The sequence below is a fragment of the Nocardia arseniciresistens genome, assembly GCF_046764875.1.
In the GTDB taxonomy this organism is placed as follows: Bacteria; Actinomycetota; Actinomycetes; order Mycobacteriales; family Mycobacteriaceae; genus Nocardia; species Nocardia arseniciresistens.
In genome coordinates this window covers 189579-209693 of sequence record NZ_JBKORD010000017.1, presented here as the reverse complement: position 1 = coordinate 209693, position 20115 = coordinate 189579, and the positions used below count along the sequence as shown (strand labels likewise).

General features: G+C 65.7%; 20 protein-coding genes and 2 pseudogenes. 9 read left to right on the top strand and 13 right to left on the bottom strand.

Annotation, left to right across the window (positions count from 1 at the left end; genetic code table 11):
* Positions 1-172, bottom strand: a pseudogene (locus tag ACLMAJ_RS29340) (beta-ketoacyl-ACP synthase); the annotation flags it as partial.
* Positions 173-292: 120 nt separating this feature from the next.
* A complete protein-coding gene (locus tag ACLMAJ_RS29335; protein WP_412017090.1) occupies positions 293-862 on the bottom strand; it encodes a maleylpyruvate isomerase family mycothiol-dependent enzyme in 570 nt (189 codons plus the stop codon).
* A gap of 77 nt (positions 863-939) precedes the next feature.
* Between ACLMAJ_RS29335 and ACLMAJ_RS29330 the strand changes: the two genes are divergently transcribed.
* Positions 940-1548, top strand: coding sequence for a TetR/AcrR family transcriptional regulator (locus ACLMAJ_RS29330; RefSeq protein WP_412017089.1), 609 nt, complete (start codon positions 940-942; stop codon positions 1546-1548).
* Between the two features lie 66 nt (positions 1549-1614).
* Here the strand turns inward: ACLMAJ_RS29330 and ACLMAJ_RS29325 are convergent, their stop codons facing one another.
* Positions 1615-2454, bottom strand: a complete 840-nt coding sequence (locus ACLMAJ_RS29325) for a helix-turn-helix transcriptional regulator (protein ID WP_412017088.1) — start codon at positions 2452-2454, stop codon at positions 1615-1617.
* 102 nt (positions 2455-2556) lie between these two features.
* On the opposite strand from ACLMAJ_RS29325, the gene ACLMAJ_RS29320 reads away from it, so the two are divergent.
* Positions 2557-3273, top strand: a complete 717-nt coding sequence (locus ACLMAJ_RS29320; RefSeq protein WP_412017087.1) for an SDR family NAD(P)-dependent oxidoreductase — start codon at positions 2557-2559, stop codon at positions 3271-3273.
* Between the two features lie 84 nt (positions 3274-3357).
* On the opposite strand, the gene ACLMAJ_RS29315 is transcribed toward ACLMAJ_RS29320, so the two are convergent.
* Together ACLMAJ_RS29315 and ACLMAJ_RS29310 are read right to left on the bottom strand one after the other, a co-directional pair.
* The gene (locus tag ACLMAJ_RS29315) at positions 3358-3540 is read right to left on the bottom strand and encodes an SMR family transporter (protein ID WP_412017086.1); all 183 of its coding nucleotides are present in this window, start codon (positions 3538-3540) and stop codon (positions 3358-3360) included.
* 103 nt (positions 3541-3643) lie between these two features.
* Positions 3644-4399 (bottom strand): DUF6882 domain-containing protein, encoded by a 756-nt coding sequence (locus ACLMAJ_RS29310; protein WP_412017085.1) that lies wholly within the window; start codon positions 4397-4399, stop codon positions 3644-3646.
* Between the two features lie 237 nt (positions 4400-4636).
* On the opposite strand from ACLMAJ_RS29310, the gene ACLMAJ_RS29305 reads away from it, so the two are divergent.
* The 4 genes from ACLMAJ_RS29305 to ACLMAJ_RS29290 all read left to right on the top strand — a co-directional run bounded on the left by ACLMAJ_RS29305 (position 4637) and on the right by ACLMAJ_RS29290 (position 10666).
* Positions 4637-7366: a helix-turn-helix transcriptional regulator gene (locus tag ACLMAJ_RS29305; RefSeq protein ID WP_412017084.1), complete on the top strand. Its 2730-nt coding sequence runs from the start codon at positions 4637-4639 to the stop codon at positions 7364-7366.
* 86 nt (positions 7367-7452) lie between these two features.
* Positions 7453-8139, top strand: coding sequence for an alpha/beta fold hydrolase (locus tag ACLMAJ_RS29300; RefSeq protein WP_412017083.1), 687 nt, complete (start codon positions 7453-7455; stop codon positions 8137-8139).
* Between the two features lie 341 nt (positions 8140-8480).
* Entirely contained in the window at positions 8481-9197 is a 717-nt protein-coding gene (locus ACLMAJ_RS29295) for a response regulator transcription factor (RefSeq protein ID WP_412017082.1), read from the top strand.
* The gene (locus tag ACLMAJ_RS29290) at positions 9194-10666 is read left to right on the top strand and encodes a sensor histidine kinase (RefSeq protein WP_412017081.1); all 1473 of its coding nucleotides are present in this window, start codon (positions 9194-9196) and stop codon (positions 10664-10666) included. Before ACLMAJ_RS29295 ends, ACLMAJ_RS29290 begins: the two co-directional genes overlap by 4 nt.
* Before the next feature lie 102 nt (positions 10667-10768).
* On the opposite strand, the gene ACLMAJ_RS29285 is transcribed toward ACLMAJ_RS29290, so the two are convergent.
* Entirely contained in the window at positions 10769-11629 is an 861-nt protein-coding gene (locus ACLMAJ_RS29285) for a serine/threonine-protein kinase (RefSeq protein WP_412017080.1), read from the bottom strand.
* 188 nt (positions 11630-11817) lie between these two features.
* Here ACLMAJ_RS29285 and ACLMAJ_RS29280 point away from each other — a divergent pair, with 188 nt between their 5' ends.
* On the top strand, positions 11818-12774 hold the full coding sequence (locus tag ACLMAJ_RS29280) for an alpha/beta fold hydrolase (RefSeq protein ID WP_412017079.1): 957 nt from the start codon (positions 11818-11820) through the stop codon (positions 12772-12774).
* A 39-nt stretch (positions 12775-12813) separates the two neighbouring features.
* On the opposite strand, the gene ACLMAJ_RS29275 is transcribed toward ACLMAJ_RS29280, so the two are convergent.
* From ACLMAJ_RS29275 to ACLMAJ_RS29245, 7 genes and pseudogenes are all read right to left on the bottom strand, one after another.
* Positions 12814-14013 carry a hypothetical protein gene (locus tag ACLMAJ_RS29275; protein ID WP_412017078.1) on the bottom strand — a complete coding sequence of 400 codons (1200 nt, stop codon included), beginning with the start codon at positions 14011-14013 and terminating at the stop codon, positions 12814-12816.
* Positions 14010-14540 carry a hypothetical protein gene (locus tag ACLMAJ_RS29270; protein ID WP_412017077.1) on the bottom strand — a complete coding sequence of 177 codons (531 nt, stop codon included), beginning with the start codon at positions 14538-14540 and terminating at the stop codon, positions 14010-14012. The genes ACLMAJ_RS29275 and ACLMAJ_RS29270 overlap by 4 nt, the downstream gene beginning before the upstream one ends.
* Before the next feature lie 401 nt (positions 14541-14941).
* Positions 14942-15073 (bottom strand): annotated as a pseudogene (locus tag ACLMAJ_RS29265) (LysM peptidoglycan-binding domain-containing protein); the annotation flags it as partial.
* A 110-nt stretch (positions 15074-15183) separates the two neighbouring features.
* Entirely contained in the window at positions 15184-15576 is a 393-nt protein-coding gene (locus tag ACLMAJ_RS29260; protein WP_412017076.1) for a rhodanese-like domain-containing protein, read from the bottom strand.
* On the bottom strand, positions 15573-16097 hold the full coding sequence (locus tag ACLMAJ_RS29255; RefSeq protein ID WP_412017075.1) for a cysteine dioxygenase: 525 nt from the start codon (positions 16095-16097) through the stop codon (positions 15573-15575). Before ACLMAJ_RS29255 ends, ACLMAJ_RS29260 begins: the two co-directional genes overlap by 4 nt.
* 254 nt (positions 16098-16351) lie before the next feature.
* Positions 16352-17233, bottom strand: a complete 882-nt coding sequence (locus ACLMAJ_RS29250; RefSeq protein WP_412017074.1) for an aldo/keto reductase — start codon at positions 17231-17233, stop codon at positions 16352-16354.
* Positions 17234-17409: 176 nt separating this feature from the next.
* Complete coding sequence (locus ACLMAJ_RS29245; RefSeq protein ID WP_412017073.1) at positions 17410-18300, bottom strand: helix-turn-helix domain-containing protein; 891 nt, start codon at positions 18298-18300, stop codon at positions 17410-17412.
* Positions 18301-18650: 350 nt separating this feature from the next.
* Between ACLMAJ_RS29245 and ACLMAJ_RS29240 the strand changes: the two genes are divergently transcribed.
* Positions 18651-19028: a DUF2255 family protein gene (locus ACLMAJ_RS29240; protein WP_412017072.1), complete on the top strand. Its 378-nt coding sequence runs from the start codon at positions 18651-18653 to the stop codon at positions 19026-19028.
* Between the two features lie 29 nt (positions 19029-19057).
* Positions 19058-20095, top strand: a complete 1038-nt coding sequence (locus ACLMAJ_RS29235; protein ID WP_412017071.1) for a zinc-binding dehydrogenase — start codon at positions 19058-19060, stop codon at positions 20093-20095.
* Positions 20096-20115: the final 20 nt, after the last annotated feature.

Below are 20115 nucleotides of genomic sequence, written 5' to 3'. Positions count from 1 at the left end.
TGAAGGAGTCCTCGAGAACGTCGATACCGCTCTCGCCGTTCAGAAGGCCCTTCCACGTCGCATCGACGTCACCGGCGATCGACGTAGACGCCGCCAGGCTCGTGACGACGACGTTGGGGAATCGCCCATCGGCGGCAAAGGAATTGCTCGAGGGTCTGCTCCTACGCAGCATCGAGTCTCCACCGGCACGGTGGCAAACCGTCGCAGCACACCTACGTCGATGGGGTGGCGATGCGAGCCGCGCTGACTGCTCCCGCCGATATCGCCTGAGCCAGTAGGAGTTCGGAGCCGTTCAGGGCGGTGTAGGTCGGGCTGACCAGTGCGGATCCCTGCCCAGAAGGGCCGCGATGTTGTCGATGGCGGGTAGCGTCCGGTGCTCTGCCAGTGGGGGACGGTAAACGCCGTTCCGGGCGTTGAGTGGGCTGCCCGGCGCGGTGATCGCCCGGGCAATCGGCAGTGCCACGGTGGTGAGACGGTGTGGGACCGAACAGGTTCGGCCGAGTGCGCGCGAGAGGTCCCAGCGATGGACGAGCATATCGACGAAGTGAACAGACAGAACTCGCTCGATCGCCATCGGGCCGGCTTGCGGCAGGTTCACGACGTCGCCGGTCTGCTCCATGGACACCACCCACCTCGCGGCGGTGCGGGCGAAACCATCGCGGGGATCGTCGGTGCTGTCGTCGAGTGGCGCGAACAGCGACGTGACAACGGCTTCGTGGCGCTCGTTCATGTGATGTATCAGGTCCGCCACCGCCCAGCCGGTACACGGCGTCGGCCTGTCGAGGTCGGCGTCGCGCAAGACGGCCACATCGTGTCCGATGAGAGCTAGGGCCGTCGCGTCCAGTCTGAGCAGTTCCGTCATGACTCCACCTTGTGAATTATAGCTTCCGATCGTTCGCTATAGCACTATAGCGAACGATCGGAAGCTATTGTGGACTCATGTCTCCTCGCAGCTCCCTCGCCGAAGCGGCCCGCACCCGGGAACGGATCGTGCTGATCGCGGTCGAGGAAGCATCGCGTGTCGGTTTGGAAGGTCTGACGATCGGCTCACTCGCCGACCTGCTCGGAATGAGCAAGGCCGGTGTCATCGGCCCGTTCGGATCCCGTCAAGCTTTACAGAGCGCCGCCCTCGAGCAGGCCGGTCGAATCTTCCGAGCAGCCGTGATCGCCCCACTCGCCGGGTTGCCGCCGGGATCAGCTCGGCTGGCCGGGCTGATCGACGCCTGGATCGACTACCTGGCCGAATGTCCTTTCCCGGGAGGGTGTTTCGTGACCGCCGTGTCGACCGAACTCGACGGTCGACCGGGGCCGTTGCGGGATCGGTTGCGAGTGGTGATCACCGACTGGCGGACATTCCTCACAGCCACAATCGCGGCCGCACAAGCGGAGACAACAGCATCGCACCGCCCTGCGACCGAGGTTGCCACCGTTCTCCTCGGCATCTCGATGGCGGTCAACCAGGAGGTGCAGCTCCTCGATGATCACACTGCGGCCCAACGCGGCCGTGCGGCGATGCGCGCCGCAGCCGGGCTACCTCCGACGACATGATTTCGGCGACAGTTTTCGGAGCGGGATATGGTCGCGAAGGCGGCCGCCTCATGGCACCGCGAGCCGCTAGCCGACGAGTGTCCGAGTGCCGAGCACAGTGAGCAGGGCGAGGCGTTCGGCGTCTTCGGTGCCGGGTTCGGCCGTGTAGATCATGATGCGAAGGTCGCTGCCTGCCACGGTGAGTACGTCGCAGTCCAGCGCCAGGGTGCCTACTCGCGGATGGTCGATCGTTTTGCGGGCGGCTTCGCGGCGGCTGACAGCGCCGGATTCCCATAGTGCGGCGAACCGGGGGCTATTGGCGCGCAGGTCTGTGATCAGGTTTCGTAGCCGCTGGTCGGCTGGATACTGGGCGGCTGCGGCGCGGAGGTCGGAGACGAGTGAGGTTTCGTATTGGCGCATGGCTTCCGGCGTGCGACCGGCATGGATGCCATGGCCGAGGAAATGTCGCCACACACCGTTGCGTTCGTTGTCGTGTGGTCCGGGCGGATCGCCCATCAACGCCACATACGGGGGGTTGGCCTGCAACAACGTCCAGGATGCGTCGTAGACCGCGACCGGTGTTCCGGTCAGCCTGTCCAGTACTCGCTGGACGCTCGATGTGATGTAGGTGGGCACCGTTTCCGGGTCCGGCAGTGCCAGCCCGGCCAGCAGGAAAAGGTGTGTGCGCTCGGCCGCGGACAACCGCAGCGCCCTGGCCAGTGCCTCGACGATCTGAGTCGACGGGTTGGACGCGCGACCCTGCTCGAGGCGGGTGATGTAGTCGACGGAGATACCGGCCAACAGCGCGAGTTCCTCTCGGCGCAACCCGGGAGCGCGCCGTTGCCCGCTGGCAGCCAGCCCGGCTGTCTCGGGCGAGACCTGGTCGCGCCAGCGGCGCACCGCCTTCCCGAATTCCGCTGTTGCCATGTCTCTCAGTGTGCCCGGCCGATCGCCGAACTGCCTGGTATCAGTAGTCCCAGGAAGACCGGACGACTGGTTGAGTGCCGTGGTCGGCGCGAACCTGGAGCCATGACAACGACACTGATCACCGGCGCGAACAAAGGCTTGGGCTTCGAGACTGCCCGGCGACTCGTCGCGGCAGGGCACACCGTCTACCTCGGCAGCAGGGACGCCGAGCGTGGGCGGCGGGCCGCCGAACAGTTGGGTGCGCGGATGGTGGTCATCGATGTCACCGATGACGCGTCTGTCGCGGCGGCGGCGAAAATCATCGAGGCCGATGGCGGGTTGGATGTGCTGGTGAACAACGCAGGCGTCGCCGGAATCGAAGCGCGGATAGGGGAGTTGGGGGTGTTCGGCGCCGCGGAGGTGACCGCCGACATGATGTGGCCGCTGTTCGAGACGAATGTCTTCGGATTGGTGCGTGTCACGCACGCCTTTCTACCGCTGTTGCAGCGGTCCACGGCACCGGTCGTGGTCAATGTCAGTAGCGGGCTGGCCTCGCTGACGCGGGTCGCGGCGCCGGGCACGCCCGCGTACGCCTACCCGGGAGTCGCGTACCCGGCGTCGAAGGCCGCGGTCAACATGATCACTGTGCAGTACGCCAAGGCGTTCCCGAACATGCGGATCAACGCGGTGGAACCCGGCTACACGGCGACAGACCTGAATGGACACAAGGGAACTCAGACCGTCGAGGAGGGCGCTGAGGTTATCGTTCGGATGGCGGAGGCGGACTCCGATGGCCCCACCGGAGGCTACTTCGACGCTGCGGGGACCTTGCCCTGGTAACCGCAGGGGACCGGTGGCACACGGCCACACGATGAGCTGTGTGGCCGTGTGCCGGATCGGCTCAGCAGGTGGTGTCCGTGCCTGTCATCTCCCAGCAGGCGCGGACTTGACGAACTTCAGCCCGATCACACTGGCGACGATGCCGCCGAGGAACAGAACCTTCCGTGCGGAAACCGATTCCGCGCCGGTGAGCATCGCGTAGGTGACGGTGAGTGCGCCGCCGACGCCGATCCAGACCGCGTAGGCGACGCGTGGTGTAAGAGACATCACGCGAGCTGATCGCGATTCTGCTCATTGTCGACCACGGATATCAGTGGCGCTCATTTCACGAAACCGCCGTTGCGAGCGCTCAATAGCTGGCAACCGACGCTCAATGAGATTGGGCCGTACGCGTTTTCGTCCCGGACGGTACGTCGATCTGATCCATGACCGCTCGGACATCGAGGTTCGCGACATTGCCGGAGGCATCGAATTCGACCTCGCCGCCGATTCCGTGGCCGCTGAATTCGAGCAAGTGGTAGTCGTCGATGAAGTCGGTGAGCAGGCCTCGTCTGGTCAGATAGCTGTGCACGGCGCGTCGATGATCGGTCAGTGGTAGCGCGTTGACGCCGTGGGCGAGCACGCGCGCAATGCCGCCCGCGGTGGGCAGCGGTAGCAGGAACGCCGGATGTTCGACGAGGAACGCAACGCACGTGCCGTCGGTGACACCGCAGTAGGAACTCCAACGCCCACAGACGATCTTCGCGGCGTCCGCCAGCAACGTGGCCACCTGATGGGGCTCCGGTGCCGCGCCCGCCACCGCGATAGGTAGTTCCGCCGCACACAATTCGGCGACGCCGTACCGAACTCCGAACTCGCGCACCGTCTCTGCGGCCTCGATCAGCGCCGGCGGGTAGCCCCAGGGATTTGCCCATCCCCATAACCACGACTCGGCGTCCGCCGTACCGAGCAGGTAGACGTCGGTGCACTCGAATGACTGTTGTTCGCCGATGAATTCGATTCGGCGCCCATCCAGATCGGCCTGCCACACGTGTGCGCCCAGCACGTCTTCGAGGTGCAGTCGGTGCTCGAGTGACAGCAGCCCCGCGTCATCGAGAAGCCTCGTCAGTAGCACAGATTCGGACATCCGCATCAGCGTAGTCAACGCGACTTCCCGGTTCCGCTCGACCGGTCCGACCGACACCCATCCAGCGTCGGGATCGGGGACACGCCCGAGCGCGATCGCGGTCTCGGCTGGGAAGGGACGTCCGAACGTCACCGACCTGGAGGCGGCACGCGCGTTCGTGGAGCGAAGTGGTTGTCTTTCAGTTCATTGATGGCGTTAACTCTGTGAACAGTACTGTCGGACAGGGTCGGGGTCGCCGTGTTGGTTGGTCGTGAGGTCGAGCGTGACCTGGTTGAGGGGTTCATCCTCGGACAGGTCGGTGACCAGCCGGTGCTGGTCGTCCGCGGTGAGCCGGGCGTGGGTAAGACTGCCGTGCTGGATATGGCTGCCGATATCGCGGCGTCCCACGGCCTTCGGGTGTTGCGAGCCGTGGCGCACGAGTACGAAGCCGATCTGAAGTTCGGTGCGCTCAATCAGCTGCTGGATCCGCTGTCGAGCGGAATCGACGAGCTCGGTGCGGCGCATCGGCAGGCTTTGAGCGTGATCATGGGGTTGGAATCAGGAGCGATGCCCTCGCAGCTGATCGCGGGCGCGGCCACGTTGGCACTGTTACGGGCGGCAGCAGGACAGGGCGCTGCGCTGCTGATGATCGTCGACGATGTGCAGTGGCTGGACTTGTCCAGCACAATGGCGCTGAGTTACGCGGCCCGGCGCTGGACAGGTATCGACATGCGCATGCTCGTCGCGGTGCGCGCGGAATCCGATGATGGCTTCACCCGTAGTGGCTTTCGTGTCCATGACCTGACGCCGCTGGACGACAGCAACTCCGACGCGCTGCTGCTCGCCGCGTATCCGGCACTGACCGCGAGGGTCCGTCGACGCTTGCGCCTCGACGCGCGCGGCAATCCGCTGGCGCTGCTCGAATTGCCGGCCGCCTTCGAGGACAGCAGTTCCCCGGCCAATATGCCTGCGCTCTTGCCGCTGACCGACCGGTTGCAGAGATTGTTCGCCGATCGGCTCACGGGGTTGCCGGAGGGAACGCGCCGGATGCTGTTGTTCGTCATACTCGCCGGTGCCGAAAACAGCATGACCTTGGAGGACTGCGCACTCACACCCGAGGGGCTTGCCGATCTCCCGCCTGCAGAACGCGCGGGCGTTGTCCGTGCGAACCCGCGTACCGGCAGATTGGAGTTCCGGCATCCGCTGATCCGCTCAGCGGTCATCGAACAGTCGACGAGTGCGGAACGCCGTCAGGTCCATCGCATCCTCGCCGAGGCCTTCGCCAGGGAACCAGAACGAAGGGCCTGGCATCTCGGGCAAGCGGCGTTCGGTCCCGACGATGAGATCGCCGCGTCGCTCGAAGTCTTGTCGCAGAAGATGATTCATCATGGCGACAGCAGGCGCGCAACGGCCGCGATGCTGCGAGCTGCCGAGCTGAGCACCTCGGACGCCGATCGCGCCCGGCGCACAGCGCGCGCTGCCTACCTGGGGACACTGATCACCGGCGACCTCGCCGACACCTCCCGCCTGTTGCTCGACGCGAACCGCACGGAGCTGCGCGAAACACCGTCATTGGAAGCGGCGGTCGCCGCGGCCTCCCAGATCCTCAACGATGAAGGTGACGCCACCACCGCGAACAGATTGCTACTCGCGACTATCCGAGTTCACGATCGTGATATCGGTGCCGGCGAAGACACCATGATCGAGGCCTTGCACACGCTGCTGTACGTCGGCTTCTACAGCGGACGGCCGGAACTCTGGGACGACATCAGCGATGTTCTCGAGCGCGCCGAGTCGCGGCCGACGGACACACTGTGGTTGCTCCACAACACCTTCGTCAACCCTGTCGAAGCCACCCAGGGCGCGCTGCGGCAGCTCACCGACGCACTCGACGGACTGCGCTTCTCCGCCGATCCACTGCGGATCGTCCGCGTCGCGACGGCGGCAGCCTATGTCGATCGCGTCGGCCTCGCCCGCGAATCGTTGTGGCGAGTGATCGCCGACGGTCGCCGCGGTGGCGCGGTCGCCAAGGCTATCGAAGCTCTGTTCTTGATCGCACAGGCCGATTTCTTCGAATCCGATTGGGATCAACTGATCGAGCTCACCAACGAGGGGCTGCAGTTGTGCACCGAGTTCGGGTACACATTGCTGGCCGGTCCCGGCCGATTCCTGCGCGCACTCGTCGATGCGGTCCGTGGCGATATCGACGCCGCCGACCTGGCCGCCGAGGAACTGCTGCTGTGGGCCGCACCGCGACGCCTCGTGACCTATGCCGGGTATTCGTCCCACATTCGATGTCTTTCCGCGCTCGGGCGTTCGAGTTTCGATGAGGCGTATCGGCGCGCCGCGGCGGTCAACTCACCGGGAGGTTTTCCGCGTTACACACCGCATGCGCTATGGCTGGTACTCGACCTCACGGAAGCCGCGGCCCGCAGCGGCCGGATGGTCGAGGCGCGAGCGCACGCCGAGGCCGCTGTCGAGGCCGGTGTGTCCGGCCTTTCCCCCCGGCTCCTGATGCTGACCAAGGCCGCACTCGCCCTTGTCGATCCCCACGATTGGCACAGCCTGTTCGAGGACGCGCTGTCCACTCCCGACAGTGACCGGTGGGCATTCGATCGTGCCCGAATAGAACTGCTGTACGGGGAACGCTTGCGCCGAGAGCGCGAATCAGCGGCGGCCCGAGCTCATTTGACCACTGCCGCGCAGGTATTCGAACAACTACGAGCGGTTCCCTTGTTGGAACGGACTCGATCGGAACTGCGAGTAACCGGTGATCCCGCCCCCGCCGAGATCCGGGGTTCGACGTTGACACCACAGGAGCAGACGGTCGCCGAACTGGCGGCGTCGGGACTGACCAACAAAGAGATCGCCGAGCGACTGTTCCTGTCGGCAAGAACGGTATCGACACACCTGCACCGCGTCTTCCCGAAACTGGGCATCACCACACGCAGCGCACTGCGCGACGCGATGAGCAGACAACCCGGCTGATATACGTCAATTGACGGATTCACCGTCCCTGCCGTGAACCTAGATTCGGTCGTGCCGAAGAACAATTCAGCGCAGAGGAGCTTGGAATGAGTGCGACGAACAAGACGGTCGTCCTGGTCCACGGAGGTTTCGTGGACGGGTCCGGATGGCACGCGGTCTATGACGAGCTCACCAAGGACGGAATCAGCGTGCGCGTCGTGCAGAACCCGACCAAGTCACTAGCCGACGATGCCGCAACCACACGACAGATCCTCGACGACATCGATGGCGAGGTCGTTCTCGTCGGGCATTCCTACGGCGGAGCGGTCATTACCGAGGCAGGCACCCACGACAAGGTCGCCGCCCTCGTCTACATCACCGCCTTTGCACCCGATAAAGGTGAGTCGGTGAACACGCTCATCGCCAGCTTCCCGCAAGAAGGGCCTCAGCCCCCGATTCTGGCGCCGCAGCAGGGGTATCTGTTCCTCGACAGGACGAAGTTCCAAGACTCATTTGCCGGTGACCTCTCCCCGCAGGAAGCGGCGTTCATGGCCGATTCCCAAGTGCCGTGGGGCTTGGAGGCACTCGGCGGGGCCGTGAGTGAGGCTGCCTGGCGGCTGAAGCCCAGTTGGTACCTGCGAGTCACCGAGGACAAGATGATCCCGCCGGCGGCCCAAGCCTCGATGGCCGAACGGATCGGTGCGACCGTCATCGAGACCCCGGGAAGCCACGCCATCTATGTCTCCCGTCCAGAAGTGGTCGCAAATCTCATCCGGACCGCAATGCGGGCCTAGCTCTCGACGGCGGCTCCGTTGGGCTCGGCCAGGTGACAGGCATCCGCCAAATGCGCTGACGTGCGCTGTGCCCAGCGGGCTGCCGGGGCGTTGGTGGGGCGGGCGGTGCGCCCGACCCGACTCGAGGTCGAATTCCATAGCCATGCTCTTGCCGACCCATCGGCAGTCATCTCGAAGCTCGTGCCGCACGCGTCACGGGGGCCGTGCGGCCGTGGCGAAGCTCAGGGGTGTGTCCGGCCAAACTGCCAGGTTGCTGTGAATGCGGGGGCGATTCTGGCAATCGTGCAGGTCAGGGAGAGTCGTGGGCGGCGTGGGCGGTGGGATCCACCTATTCTGTAGCGGTGCCCGACAGTGACACGTCACCGGTCGCGACCGTCCTTGTGGTCGACGATGAGCCGAATATTCTCGACCTGCTCTCCGCCGCGCTGCGGATGAGCGGGTTCGAGGTGCACGCCGCCAGAAGTGGGCTCGTGGCGCTGTCGTTGGCCGCGGCGCACCCGCCCGACATCGTAGTGCTGGATGTGATGTTGCCCGATCTCGACGGGTACGCGGTGGCACGGCGGCTGCGGGAGTCCGGGAATCAGGTGCCCGTGTTGTTCCTGACTTCGCGAGATGCCGTGGAGGACCGCATCGCGGGGCTGGTCGCGGGCGGTGACGACTATGTGAGCAAACCGTTCAGCCTCGAGGAGATCGTGCTGCGGTTGCGGGCGATCCTGCGTCGCACCAAGGGCGACGAGGCGGGCGATGACTCCGTACTCGGGTACGCGGATCTGGAACTGGATGTCGACGCGCACACCGCGACAAGGGCGGGCGAGGAGATCTGGCTGTCGGCCACCGAATTCAGCCTGCTGCGCTACCTCTTGCTGAACGCCGAGAAGGTGGTGAGCAAGCAGCAGATCGTCGATCGGGTGTGGAGTGCGGAGGCGGGGCGTGACGGGCGAGTCGTCGAGACCTTCATCAGCCAGCTGCGGCGCAAGATCGACGCGCGAAATCCGCCGCTGATCCACACTATTCGCGGTGTCGGCTACACGCTGCGGCGCGGTGGCACCCGCTCGTGAGGCGGCGGCGGCTGAAGCTGCGGACGCGGCTGCTGCTGACGCTGCTGGCGATCGCGGCGGTCGGTATGGCCACCTTCGGCGTGCTGAGCGTGACGCTGCTCGACCGGTCGCAGCTGGAGCGGGTGGACGCACAGCTGAATCTCGTCGCCAACGACCTGCAATCGCCGAATCGGCCGCCGCCGCCGCCCCCCGCACCCGAATACGAACAGCTGCCGTCGGACTTTCGGCTGTTGTTCTTCGATGCCGGAGGTCAACCGGTCGGCAGGATGGGCGCACCGGTCGGCGCGAGCACCGTGCCGGAGTTGCCGCCGATGGATATCGCATCGGTGCGTGAACGTGGTGCCGGTGCCCGTACCGTCGCGGACCGGAAAACCGACACTCGATGGCGGGTAGGCACATTCGTGCAGCCGCCGACCCCGTCGCAGTCCGACGGCGGCACCGCGGCGGTCGCCATGTCGCTGGCGAACACCGAGGCGACCACGAGCAAGCTCCGCACAATCGAGCTCGCGGCCGGTGCCATGCTGCTGGTGGTGATCTCGATAGTCGCGGCGATACTTGTGCGGCTCGGGCTGATGCCCCTGACCAGGATCGAGCACACCGCGGAGGCGATCGCCGCGGGCGACCTCGATCGCCGGGTGGCGCAAACCGATTCGCACACCGAAGTGGGCAGGCTCGGCGCCGCGTTCAATGTGATGGTCACCCGGCTGTCTTCGGCGATGCGCCAACTAGAGGATTCCGAGCAGCGGATGCGGGCCTTCGTCGCCGACGCGTCGCACGAACTGCGCACCCCTCTGACCTCTGTGCGCGGGTACGCCGAGCTGTATCGACGCGGCGGAGCGCATAGTGACGCCGAGGTGCGGGGCATGATGGGCCGCATCGAGGGCGCGGCGATCCGGATGGGGTTGCTCGTCGATGATCTACTGCTGCTCGCCCGATTCGACGAGGAACGCCCGCTCGAGCTGGCCGAGGTGGATTTGGTGGCACTCGCGCGAGAGGTGGTGGGCGATGCCGTGGCCCGTGCTCCCGGGCGGGACATCGGGCTGGACGGCTCGCACGACCAGGTCCGGATCGCCGGTGACGCGACAAGACTGCGCCAAGTCGTCACGAATCTGGTCAACAACGCCTTGGTGCACACGCCGCCCGATACGTCGATCACCGTTGGTGTCGGGGTCCGGTCCACGCGGGAACTCGACGATCCCGTGGCAGCCGAGGCAGGCGGATCGCCAAGAGATACCGCGACATTCGCGGTACTGGACGTCCACGACGACGGTCCCGGTATCGCGGCCGACAATGCGCCGCGAGTATTCGACCGCTTCTATCGTGGCGCTGAATCACGTTCCCGCACAGGGGGTTCCGGACTCGGACTGGCCATTGTCGCCGCGATCGTCGCCGCGCACGGCGGTCGGATCCAAGTACTGGCCACCCCTGGCGCGGGCACCACCTTCCGGATCCTCTTCGCGCTCGATTGAACTCTGCGAGTTCGCCACCTCGGCCGGCGGCAAAGCGCCGGTGGCCATGGACCGACCGCGATGTCGACTCGATCGATCACTGCCGCGATGTGATCACTCGCATCAGCGATGCGTCGGAGTCTGCTCCACGCCGCGAAGTACCCGCGTGATCAGGCGGATCGGCTCCGAACAAGAGTCGTAACGTGCGCGCGGATCCTTCGCCATCGCCTTGTCCAGTATCGAGTCGACAGCGTGCGGGATCCAGGGCCGTCGCCACGAGACGTCCGGCGGAGTGGCCCACAGATGCGCATCGGCGATCGCGAACTGAGTCGGCAATGGAAACGGTGGACGTCCGGTGAGGAACTCGACTGTGGCGCACGCCAAGGAATACTGGTCGGTCGCCGGGGAGATCTGCGCGCCGCGCAGCACTTCGGGTGCCGCGTACGGAAGCGATACGGGCACAAGGCCATCGGCCCCGGCGAGTGGTGCATGGTCGGTGAGCCGGTGCGCGATCCCGAAGTCGGTGAGCACCGTCTGTACGCCATGCAGGCCGATCAGCATGTTGTGCGGCTTGACGTCGAGGTGCACCACGTCGTGCTGATGGATGTAATCCAGGCCGGCGGCGATCCCGGCAAGCGCTGGTAGGACCCGTGCCAGATCGACCTCCTCGTGGCGGCGCGGCATCAGTCCGGAGCCCGGCTCACGCTCGCCGTATGCGTAGGTCATCCACTGCCGCCCTAGAAACTCTCCCTGGGCAAGCATCTCGATGATATTGGGGTGATGCAGGGTGCTCGCGATATCGAACTCACTGTGGAACTGCCGTCTCGCGGTGGCCGCATCGCCGACCGGGTGCTCGAGAATCTTCAGGACAGCCTGACTCGAGCGCCCAGGATCATCGACGAGATACACATCGCTGCTCCCGCCGGTCCCGAGCGGTGCGCGAACGATATAGCCCGCGAACTGGGCACCCGGTTGAAGCAACACCGGCTCAGCCTAGAACGGGCGGTCTGTGACTGCCGCGGTCGGGAACAGACCCGCACCGGTCAGCGCCACCACCTTGGTGGCGATTTGCTCACCCCTCGGGGGACAGAGCCCAGCACTCGGGGTCCTGATACCGGCGACCGATACGGCGGACAGTTGGACATGTCACCGCCAGCGAACCGGAGCCCACGATGTCGATCTCGAGCACAATCGCCACCTCGGCAGAGCGTCGTGCCACGATCTCGACCGGTGACGGTGTTGCACTCGCGGTTCGGGAATACGGCCCGCGAAACGCGGAGCTCACGGTCGTCCTCTTGCACGGACATTGCCTGCGCGCCGAGTCCTGGACCTACGTCCGCGACGCAGTGCTGCGGCAATACGCGGGCGCCAAGGTCGTCTGCTACGACCATCGCGGCCACGGCGACTCCGCCGCGGCGTCCCGACAGACCTACAACCTCGAGCAGCTCGGCCGCGACCTCGGCGACGTTCTCGACGCTGTCGCCCCCACCGGGCCGGTCGTCCTGGTCGGCCACTCGATGGGCGGCATGACCGTGCTGACCTACGCCGGTCAGAACCCGCACGAGATCGGCACGCGCATCGTCGGTGTCGCACTGATCGCGACCGCGGCGAGCGGGCTCGCCGACGCCGGCTTCGGTCGCCTCCTGCGCAACCCGGTCGTTTCGGTATTCCAGGCCGCGGTCCGACGCGCCCCCAGCGTGATGCACCACGCGAAGCTGATGGCATGCAAGGTCTTCGCCCCCATCGTCCGTACTGCCGAATTCGGCAATCGCAAGGTCAGTCCGCGCGTGCTCACCCTGGCCAACGCGATGCACAACGCGACGCCGATCGTGACGATGGCAAGCTTCCTGAGCGCCTTCATGGCCTACGACCAAACCGAAGCGCTCGCTGTTCTCTCGAGGATCCCGACGTTGGTGCTGTGCGGCTCCGCCGACCTGATGACACCGCCGTCGCATTCCGTCGCGATGGCCGCCGCTGTCGAGTACTCGGATTTCGTGATGGTCGAGGGCGCGGGTCACTCGGTTATTCTCGAGCAGCCGATGCGGGTCGCCGAGGCCATTGCTCGCCTGATGACGCGAGCGGGCGGTACCGGCAGCGGCGAGCGCGCGCATTTCACACTCGTCGCGTAGTCCGATCGAACCTGTGTTCTGGATGCCCTGAGCTGCCGCCTAGAGGCGGAAGTGATCGGCGTAGACCAATCGCTTCGTATTCCTCGACCTGTACCCAACCCGAACCCGACCGTGACCGCGTCGCCGAGGAAGGGCACGCGGCAGTCGGCGGAGAGCGAGATGTTCTCCATCGTGAACACACCGACTGCGACACTGGGCAACCCGAGATCGAAACCCGCCGTCGCGCCCTCGGGGGTGATGTCGACGTAGGGCGGGTCGGCGAAGCCGTCGAACGGAATGAGCTGGCGAAGTTTCTCGATGAAGCCGAGCGCGCCGAGGAATTCCATTCGGTCGAACTGGACGTCGACCTCGGGTGCCGACCCGGAACCCGATGCGGCCGAACGTCATTGCCATCAACGGCTCGCCCGGTAGCAACTGCAACGCGAAGTTGCGCAGTTGGGCGCTGACGTCGGACTGCGGCTCGCCGGTCGGACCTGTGCGGATCTCGACGGCGATCGCGAGCGCCTTCGCCGGGTCTTTGGGTAGGAAGACCGCGCTCTGCGCGATCTGCTGGGGCGTGGCGTTGGGGGGCGGCTCGGGCCAGCTCTTGATCTTCGGGGGCCACTCGTAGCGAATGGTGGAGTTCTCCAGCGGCGACCGCAAGGCGGCGATGAGTATCGCGGCATCCTGCACGGTCTGCAACGCGGCATGCAGTGCCTTGAAGGGCCGTTCGATCAGAGCCCGAAGATAGGTCGCGATGAACGGACTCGTGCGCAGCGCCTCTACGGTGTCGAGGGCCGCCAGGATCTGACCCGCGGGCCCGGCCGCCGGATTGGCGCCGTCGGTGGCGGGTGGGCCCATGGTCAGTGCGTCGATCAGCGGCTGCACCGAGTTGGCAGGCAGTGCATCGAGCGCCTGCTGAACCTGATTGCGCAATTCCTGCAGACGCTGCACGGCTCCGGCGGTCGTCGAGGCGGTCAGATCCGCGTCCAGCGTTTCGCGCGCTTTCTCCAATGCCCTGACCAGACCGGCGAAGTCGGTGCCGATCGACCCGATCAGATCGAGCTGTTCGGCAATAGGTTCGGGTGCCTCGGCCGGCGGACCTCTGACGAGCAGTTCGCTGAGGTCGAAAAGGCCGAACAATTTGGGCAGCGCACCCCCCAGGAACGCGGTCGGGTCGAACTCGCCTGCCGTGATGCCCGCGCCGGGCGTTTTGCCCGCGTCGCCGACCGCGCCCTGTGTGCGCGACAACGCGTTCACCGCGACACTGGGCTCGATGAACCCGCCGCCACGGTCGCTGTCGCCCGCGAAGTCGAGGGGGTTCTCGCTGTCGAGGGTGAGAAGAGTTTCGCAGGATCCGCGAGCTGGAAACCGTCTTTCACATAGGCGGGCGGGTAACGGACGGCCACCGGGCCGCCGCCTCGGTTGATCGCCGACAGCGCCGGAATGGTGATGTGCGCCCGCACCATCCACGGGGTGCCGGTGAACTGCTCTGCCTCGCCGGTGAAGTCGATGTACTGGACGCGAGCAGTGGTGTCTCCTGGTTTGTCCGGCGGCCCGAAGGCGACCTCGGCACCGCCGACGTCGATAGCACTGGCGATCTTGTTCCACTCCTCGCGTGCTTTGGCGGATCCCGAGGACGGAACTGCCAGCAGCGGCGTCACCATGGCGACCTGACGCCCGGCGTAGTCGATGCCGGTGACCTTCCAACGGTATGGCTGACCCGCCACCTTCGGAACAAACACCGTCGTCCGGTCGGCCACCTCATCGAGATCCGGTGAGACCACAGGGTCGATCGAGACCGATGTGAACGGAGTTGCGCTTGAACAGCCGGGCGGCCCGATCGCCATCGGCGGCCTCGATCTTGCGGCGGCGGCGGGATGACCAGCACCTGGTCCGGGAAGATCAGGTTCGGGTCGGGGATCTGGTTGGCGGCGGCGATCAAGGGGGAACAGCCGCGGGTCGTCGTAGGACCGCTGCGCCAGGTCCCACAACGTGTCGCCGGATACCACGGCGTAGGTGGTCATCACGGGGCCCGGCGGGACCTCAGCGGTGCGGACTCGGCATCCGATCGCCTCGCAGCGCAGGTTCAACAGATCCGCGGGACGCAGCAGCCGGAAGGGGATCGCCTGCGGGGCGGTTCGGGTTGCGGCTGGGGCGCGGGAGCAGGCGCAGGGGGCGGAACGAGGTCTGGTATCCGCAATGTCTGCCCGGGAAAGATCAGATCGGGATCGGCGATTCCATTCGCTTCGGCGATGATCGGAAATTTCATTCCGTCGCCGTAGAACCGCTGTGCGATGCCGAACAGTGTGTCGCCGCTTCGTCACTGAGACGATGTGGCTGTTGGCGTGCGCGCGATGAGAGAACACCGACTCGACAGTCTCCCGGCGTACATCGAATCGCTGGGTACGCAGGAAAGTACGCGCCAGGCTATGGCACCGCGGGTGTTCCTCCCGCAATCACCGGCAATCCGGCGGCGTGCCACGCTCGGAACCCGCCGATGAGGTCCGTGGCGTTTCGCAACCCCAGGGCGCGGGCGTCGCGGGCGGCCAGGCTGGAGGCGTAGCCCTCGTTGCACAGGATTACCACCGGGGTGTCCTCGGTGAGGCCGGGTAGGCGGTGTTCGCCGTGTGGGTCGAGGCGCCATTCCAGCACTATTCGCTCGACTACCACCGAACCGGGGATCTCGCCCTCGGCAAGCCGATTCGCGAACGGCCGGATATCCACCACCAGCGCGCCGTCGGTTCGCAGCGCCTCGGCCTGCTCCGGGTCGACTCGCACCAGGTGCTCGCGTGCTTGCGCGAGCATCTCCTCGGCGCTCATGCGCCCGCGAAATCGGTCAGGGCGCGGTACTCGCGCATCGGCCGCAATGGTGGGGAATAGGCGTGGACCGTGGCGGCTTGCTGGTTGCCGCCGTTGTGGAGCATATGCGCTCTGTTGGGTCCGAACGCGACAGTGGAACCCGCCCGCCGCTGCGCGGTCCGAACCGAATCATTCGGGAATGCGAATTCCTCGTCGAGTTCGCCGAGCAATACCGTGAACGAACCGGAGGCGCCGCCGTGGTCGTGCGGTTCGGTTCCCTGTCCGGGCTCCCAGGACAACAGCCACAATTCGACGCCCATGGTCAGCGCGAGCCGCGACCACCAGCGCTGACGAGAGTCGAATTGCAGGATTCCCAGCAGCGGTGTGGAGAGCTCGCGTGTCACCGCGCTGGTCAGCTCGTGGAGTTCGTCGGGCGACCACAGCGGTCGTTCCGCGCGGACGAGCTCGTTGAGCAGTGGAAGGTCGATATCGGGGTGAATGTCCTTGGTGTGTTTGAGGTTCACCGGAAGGGACGTCGTCACAGCTGTGCTCCTGGCATCGTGGTGTGGTGGAAGATTCGCAGCGTCACCGACAACAGGCGCAGGCCGCGATACGAACCAGGTCGATGACCCGATCCCTCGTCAGCAGCAGCTTTGGCACGACCGTCACATTACACAGTCGGCCGGTGGCTTCCCAATCCTGGTCGTAGCCTCCACCCGTCGACGAGATCCCTTCCCCATCTTGGTATTTCGATGAACGTCCCGGGCACTCCTGACCGGCGTGGCCTTCCGTGGCTTCAGGCTTCGGGAATCTCCCTGCCGAACGCTTCCAGGGTGACGCTCTCGGGATCCGGTCCGCCGCGGACTCCGGTGTCGAGCGCGTCGATCAGCGCGAGTTGTTCCCCGGTGAGCTCGAAATCGAAGACGTCGAAGTTCTCGGCAATGCGGGCGGGTTTGGTCGACTTCGGGATAACCGAGCGACCCTGCCGCAAATGCCACCGCAACATCACCTGCGCGACCGATTTGCCGTGCTGCTGTGCGATATCGAGCAGGGTCGGGTCCTCGAAGGTGCTCTTCGCGGCGTCGCGGTAGGAAGTAATGCCGCCGATGGGCGACCATGCCTGGGTCACGATGCCGTGCTCGATGTTCACCTTCTGCAGCGTGGTCTGCTGGAAGTATGGATGCAGCTCGATCTGGTTCACGGCCGGGACGACGGAGGTTTCGGTCAGCAGGCGGTCGAGGTGCTCGGGCATGAAGTTGCTGACGCCGATAGCGCGCACCTGGCCGTCGGCGAGCAGTTTTTCCAGCGCCCGGTAGGCGTCGAGGGTCAGATCGAAGCGGCTCGGCAGCGCCTGGTGCAGGATCAGCAGATCGAGTTGGTCGACGCCGAGTTTGCGCGCGCTCTTGTCGAACGCGTGCAGGGTGGCGTCGTAGCCGTAGTCGCTGATCCAGACCTTCGTTTCGATGAAGACGTCCGCGCGGTCGATGTCCGCGCGGCGGATTCCTTCGCCGACCTCGCGTTCGTTGAGATAGGCGGCGGCGGTATCGATGTGGCGGTAGCCGACGCGCAGTGCCTCGGTGACCGCATCGGTCGTGGCCTCGGGCGGAGTTTGGAAGACGCCGAGGCCGATGGCCGGCATGTCCACGCCGTTGTTCAAGACGATCTTGGTTTCGGTCATGCTTTCACGGTAGGCACAGATCAGCGCACGCGACAGGCACTGCCGTTACCCATCATCGTGTCGCAATGAAGGGGATATCCCTGAATCCGCACGTCGGCACTGCATGCGGCAGCTGGTACTGGCACCCACGGCGCAGAGTCTCGAATATGGCCCAGTCCTGCGACTGAGGTGTGGTTCTAGTCGGTGCTGCGGCCGGCTGCGTCGTGGGTGCGGTTCTCGGTGGCAGCCCAGGTGGCCAGTACCTTCAGCCCGTCCGAGGTCGGCGTATCAGGCGCTGCGGTGTACACCAGCAGCGTGAGCCCGGGGTGCGCGGGGAATTCCATCGCCTCGAAGTCGAGCTCCAGCCGCCCGACGACGGGATGGTGCAGTCTTTTGTGTCCGGTCCGGTGGAATCGCACATTGTGCGCCGCCCAACGTATCCGGAATTCGGCACTGCGCGTTGATAGTTCACCGATCAGCTCGATCAATTGCTTGTCATAGGGCCGACGTCCGGCTTCCGAACGCAGCATCGCCGCGATGTCGTCGGCCGCGCGATCCCAGTCGACGAAGAATTCCTGAGAGGCGGGGTCGAGGTAGATGAATCGCGCGCTGTTGGCGGGGCGGCGGGGATCGGCGAGTAGCGGTGCGTACAGGGCGCGCGCGAGGGAGTTGGCCGCGAGCAGATCGTGGCGGGCGTTGCGCACCCAAGCGGGGGCGTCGGTGATGGCGTCGAGGATCTGCTGGATCGGGTCGGTCACCCCGAGGGCTGGTTTGGTGCGGCTTTGCCGGGCGGGCGTCGGCGTCGAGGTGCGGGCGAGGTCGAACAGGTGGGCGCGTTCGGCGTCGTCGAGCTGGAGGGCGCGGCCGAGATTGTCGAGCACGCTGTCCGAGGCGCCCGACAGGTTGCCGCGTTCCATGCGTATGTAGTAGTCGATGCTGACCCCGGCGAGTAGCGCGAGTTCCTCGCGCCGCAGACCTTGAACACGGCGGTTGCCGCCGCCATAGGCGGGCAAACCGGCCTGTTCCGGTGTGATGCGCGCACGGCGGCTTGTGAGGAACTCGCGGACCTGTGCCCGGTGGTCGTCCATATCCCCACGGTAAGCGCATTTGAACGGCGAAAGGGGGTACTGCCATTACCTGGAAGACCGGTCACTCCCGGGTGCGCCGGATCCGGCGTGTACTCGAACTCACGCGCATGTTCGAGGATCACGAATCAGACAGCAACTAGGCAGCAATTCGCGTGGAGCGTGGAAGGGAGTCCGATAATGAAGCGTGTGGACAAGCAGCCGTCCGCGAAAGGACCAGCCTTCCATCAGCGCACCCAATCCTGAACCAGCAAAACACCTGTGACAGAAGGGATTCGACTAATGCCAGAAACTCTGACCCTCGCCCAGCAGATGATCGGCGACTTCGCGCCGAAACGGAACGGATCGCGCACATGAGCGGCTGGAAGGAATCGGAGCTCAACCGCATCGGCGGGGCCACCGAACTCGAGATAACCTCCCGCCGCGGCGACGGTTCGTTGCGCCCTTACGTCACCATCTGGGGCGTCCGATCCGGCGACGACATCTACATTCGCTCCGCCTACGGCTCTGAGAACCCCTGGTTCCGCCGGGCGACCGCTGCGGGTACCGGCCGAGTGCGAGCCGCAGGGATCGAACGCGATGTCGCCTTCAGTAGCGCGCCGCCGGACGTGCACACCACGATCGACGCCGCCTACCAAGCCAAATACGACCAGTACGGACCGCAAATCGTCGGCGCGGTCGTCGGCGACAAGGCCATCGGGGTCACCTTGCGGTTGGACCCGCAGCAGTAATACTTCCTCCCACCCCCAGGAGCATGCTCATGCGAGCGACCTACATGTACGGCGCCGGTGACGTGCGCGTCATCGACGTGCCCGACCCGGTGATCAAGAATCCGACCGACGCGCTGATCCGGGTCGTCGGCTCGTGTATCTGCGGATCGGACCTTCACCCCTACCACTCCATGGCCCCGAGCGCGCGGGGCAGCTCGATGGGCCACGAATGTGTCGGCATCGTCGAAGACCTCGGCCGCGACGTCACCACCGTGCAGAAGGGCGATCTGGTGATCACCCCGTTCGCCTGGTCGGACGGCACCTGCGACTTCTGCCGCGAAGGGCTGCAAACCTCCTGCCGGCACGGCGGATTCTGGAACGCCGGCGACGTCGCCGGCCTACAAGCCGAAGCCGTCCGGGTTCCGCTGGCCGACGGCACCCTCGTCCCGGTCCCCGTCGAGGAGTCCTCACCGCTGATCCCGTCGCTGCTGACCTTGTCCGACGTGTACGGCACCGGCTACCACGCCGCGGTCAAAGCGCGAGTCACCTCCGATACCAGCGTCACCGTCATCGGCGACGGCGCGGTCGGGCTCATGGCCGTGCTGTCGGCTCGTCGACTCGGCGCCGAGCAGATCATCTTGATGGGACGACACAAGGACCGCACCGACCTCGGCCGCGAGTTCGGCGCTACCGAGGTTATCTCCGAACGCGGCGACGAGGGGGTCGCCGCCGTGCGGGAGCTGAGTGCCGGCGACGGCACCCACGTCGTCATCGAAGCTGTAGGCCATATGCCCGCGTATCAGCAGGCGATCGGCGTTGTGCGCGCAGGCGGTGTGATCAGCCGCGTCGGCGTCCCCCAATACGAGGACGCGCCCATCGGCTTCGGCAGTCTCTTCGGTCCGAACATCACCCTGACCGGCGGACCCGCACCTGCCCGCGCCTACATCGACACCCTGCTGCCCGGTGTCCTCGACGGCACCGTCGACCCCGGAAGGGTCTTCGACCTCGAGATCGGACTCGACGCCGTCCCCGACGGCTACCGTGCGATGGACGCCCGCGAGGCCCTCAAAGTTCTTGTCCGCCTTTAGCTTCCGCGTGCAAGTCTCTG

What these genes read in the sequence shown, in the direction of transcription:
- ACLMAJ_RS29315 (WP_412017086.1), bottom strand. Translation starts at nt 3,540, where the DNA reads ATGTCTCTTACACCACGCGTCGCCTACGCGGTCTGGATCGGCGTCGGC.
- ACLMAJ_RS29235 (WP_412017071.1), top strand. Translation starts at nt 19,058, where the DNA reads ATGCGAGCGACCTACATGTACGGCGCCGGTGACGTGCGCGTCATCGAC.
- ACLMAJ_RS29280 (WP_412017079.1), top strand. Translation starts at nt 11,818, where the DNA reads ATGTCGATCTCGAGCACAATCGCCACCTCGGCAGAGCGTCGTGCCACG.
- ACLMAJ_RS29325 (WP_412017088.1), bottom strand. Translation starts at nt 2,454, where the DNA reads ATGGCAACAGCGGAATTCGGGAAGGCGGTGCGCCGCTGGCGCGACCAG.
- ACLMAJ_RS29300 (WP_412017083.1), top strand. Translation starts at nt 7,453, where the DNA reads ATGAGTGCGACGAACAAGACGGTCGTCCTGGTCCACGGAGGTTTCGTG.
- ACLMAJ_RS29260 (WP_412017076.1), bottom strand. Translation starts at nt 15,576, where the DNA reads ATGAGCGCCGAGGAGATGCTCGCGCAAGCACGCGAGCACCTGGTGCGA.
- ACLMAJ_RS29330 (WP_412017089.1), top strand. Translation starts at nt 940, where the DNA reads ATGTCTCCTCGCAGCTCCCTCGCCGAAGCGGCCCGCACCCGGGAACGG.
- ACLMAJ_RS29245 (WP_412017073.1), bottom strand. Translation starts at nt 18,300, where the DNA reads ATGGACGACCACCGGGCACAGGTCCGCGAGTTCCTCACAAGCCGCCGT.
- ACLMAJ_RS29240 (WP_412017072.1), top strand. Translation starts at nt 18,651, where the DNA reads ATGAGCGGCTGGAAGGAATCGGAGCTCAACCGCATCGGCGGGGCCACC.
- ACLMAJ_RS29250 (WP_412017074.1), bottom strand. Translation starts at nt 17,233, where the DNA reads ATGACCGAAACCAAGATCGTCTTGAACAACGGCGTGGACATGCCGGCC.
- ACLMAJ_RS29320 (WP_412017087.1), top strand. Translation starts at nt 2,557, where the DNA reads ATGACAACGACACTGATCACCGGCGCGAACAAAGGCTTGGGCTTCGAG.
- ACLMAJ_RS29335 (WP_412017090.1), bottom strand. Translation starts at nt 862, where the DNA reads ATGACGGAACTGCTCAGACTGGACGCGACGGCCCTAGCTCTCATCGGA.
- ACLMAJ_RS29310 (WP_412017085.1), bottom strand. Translation starts at nt 4,399, where the DNA reads ATGTCCGAATCTGTGCTACTGACGAGGCTTCTCGATGACGCGGGGCTG.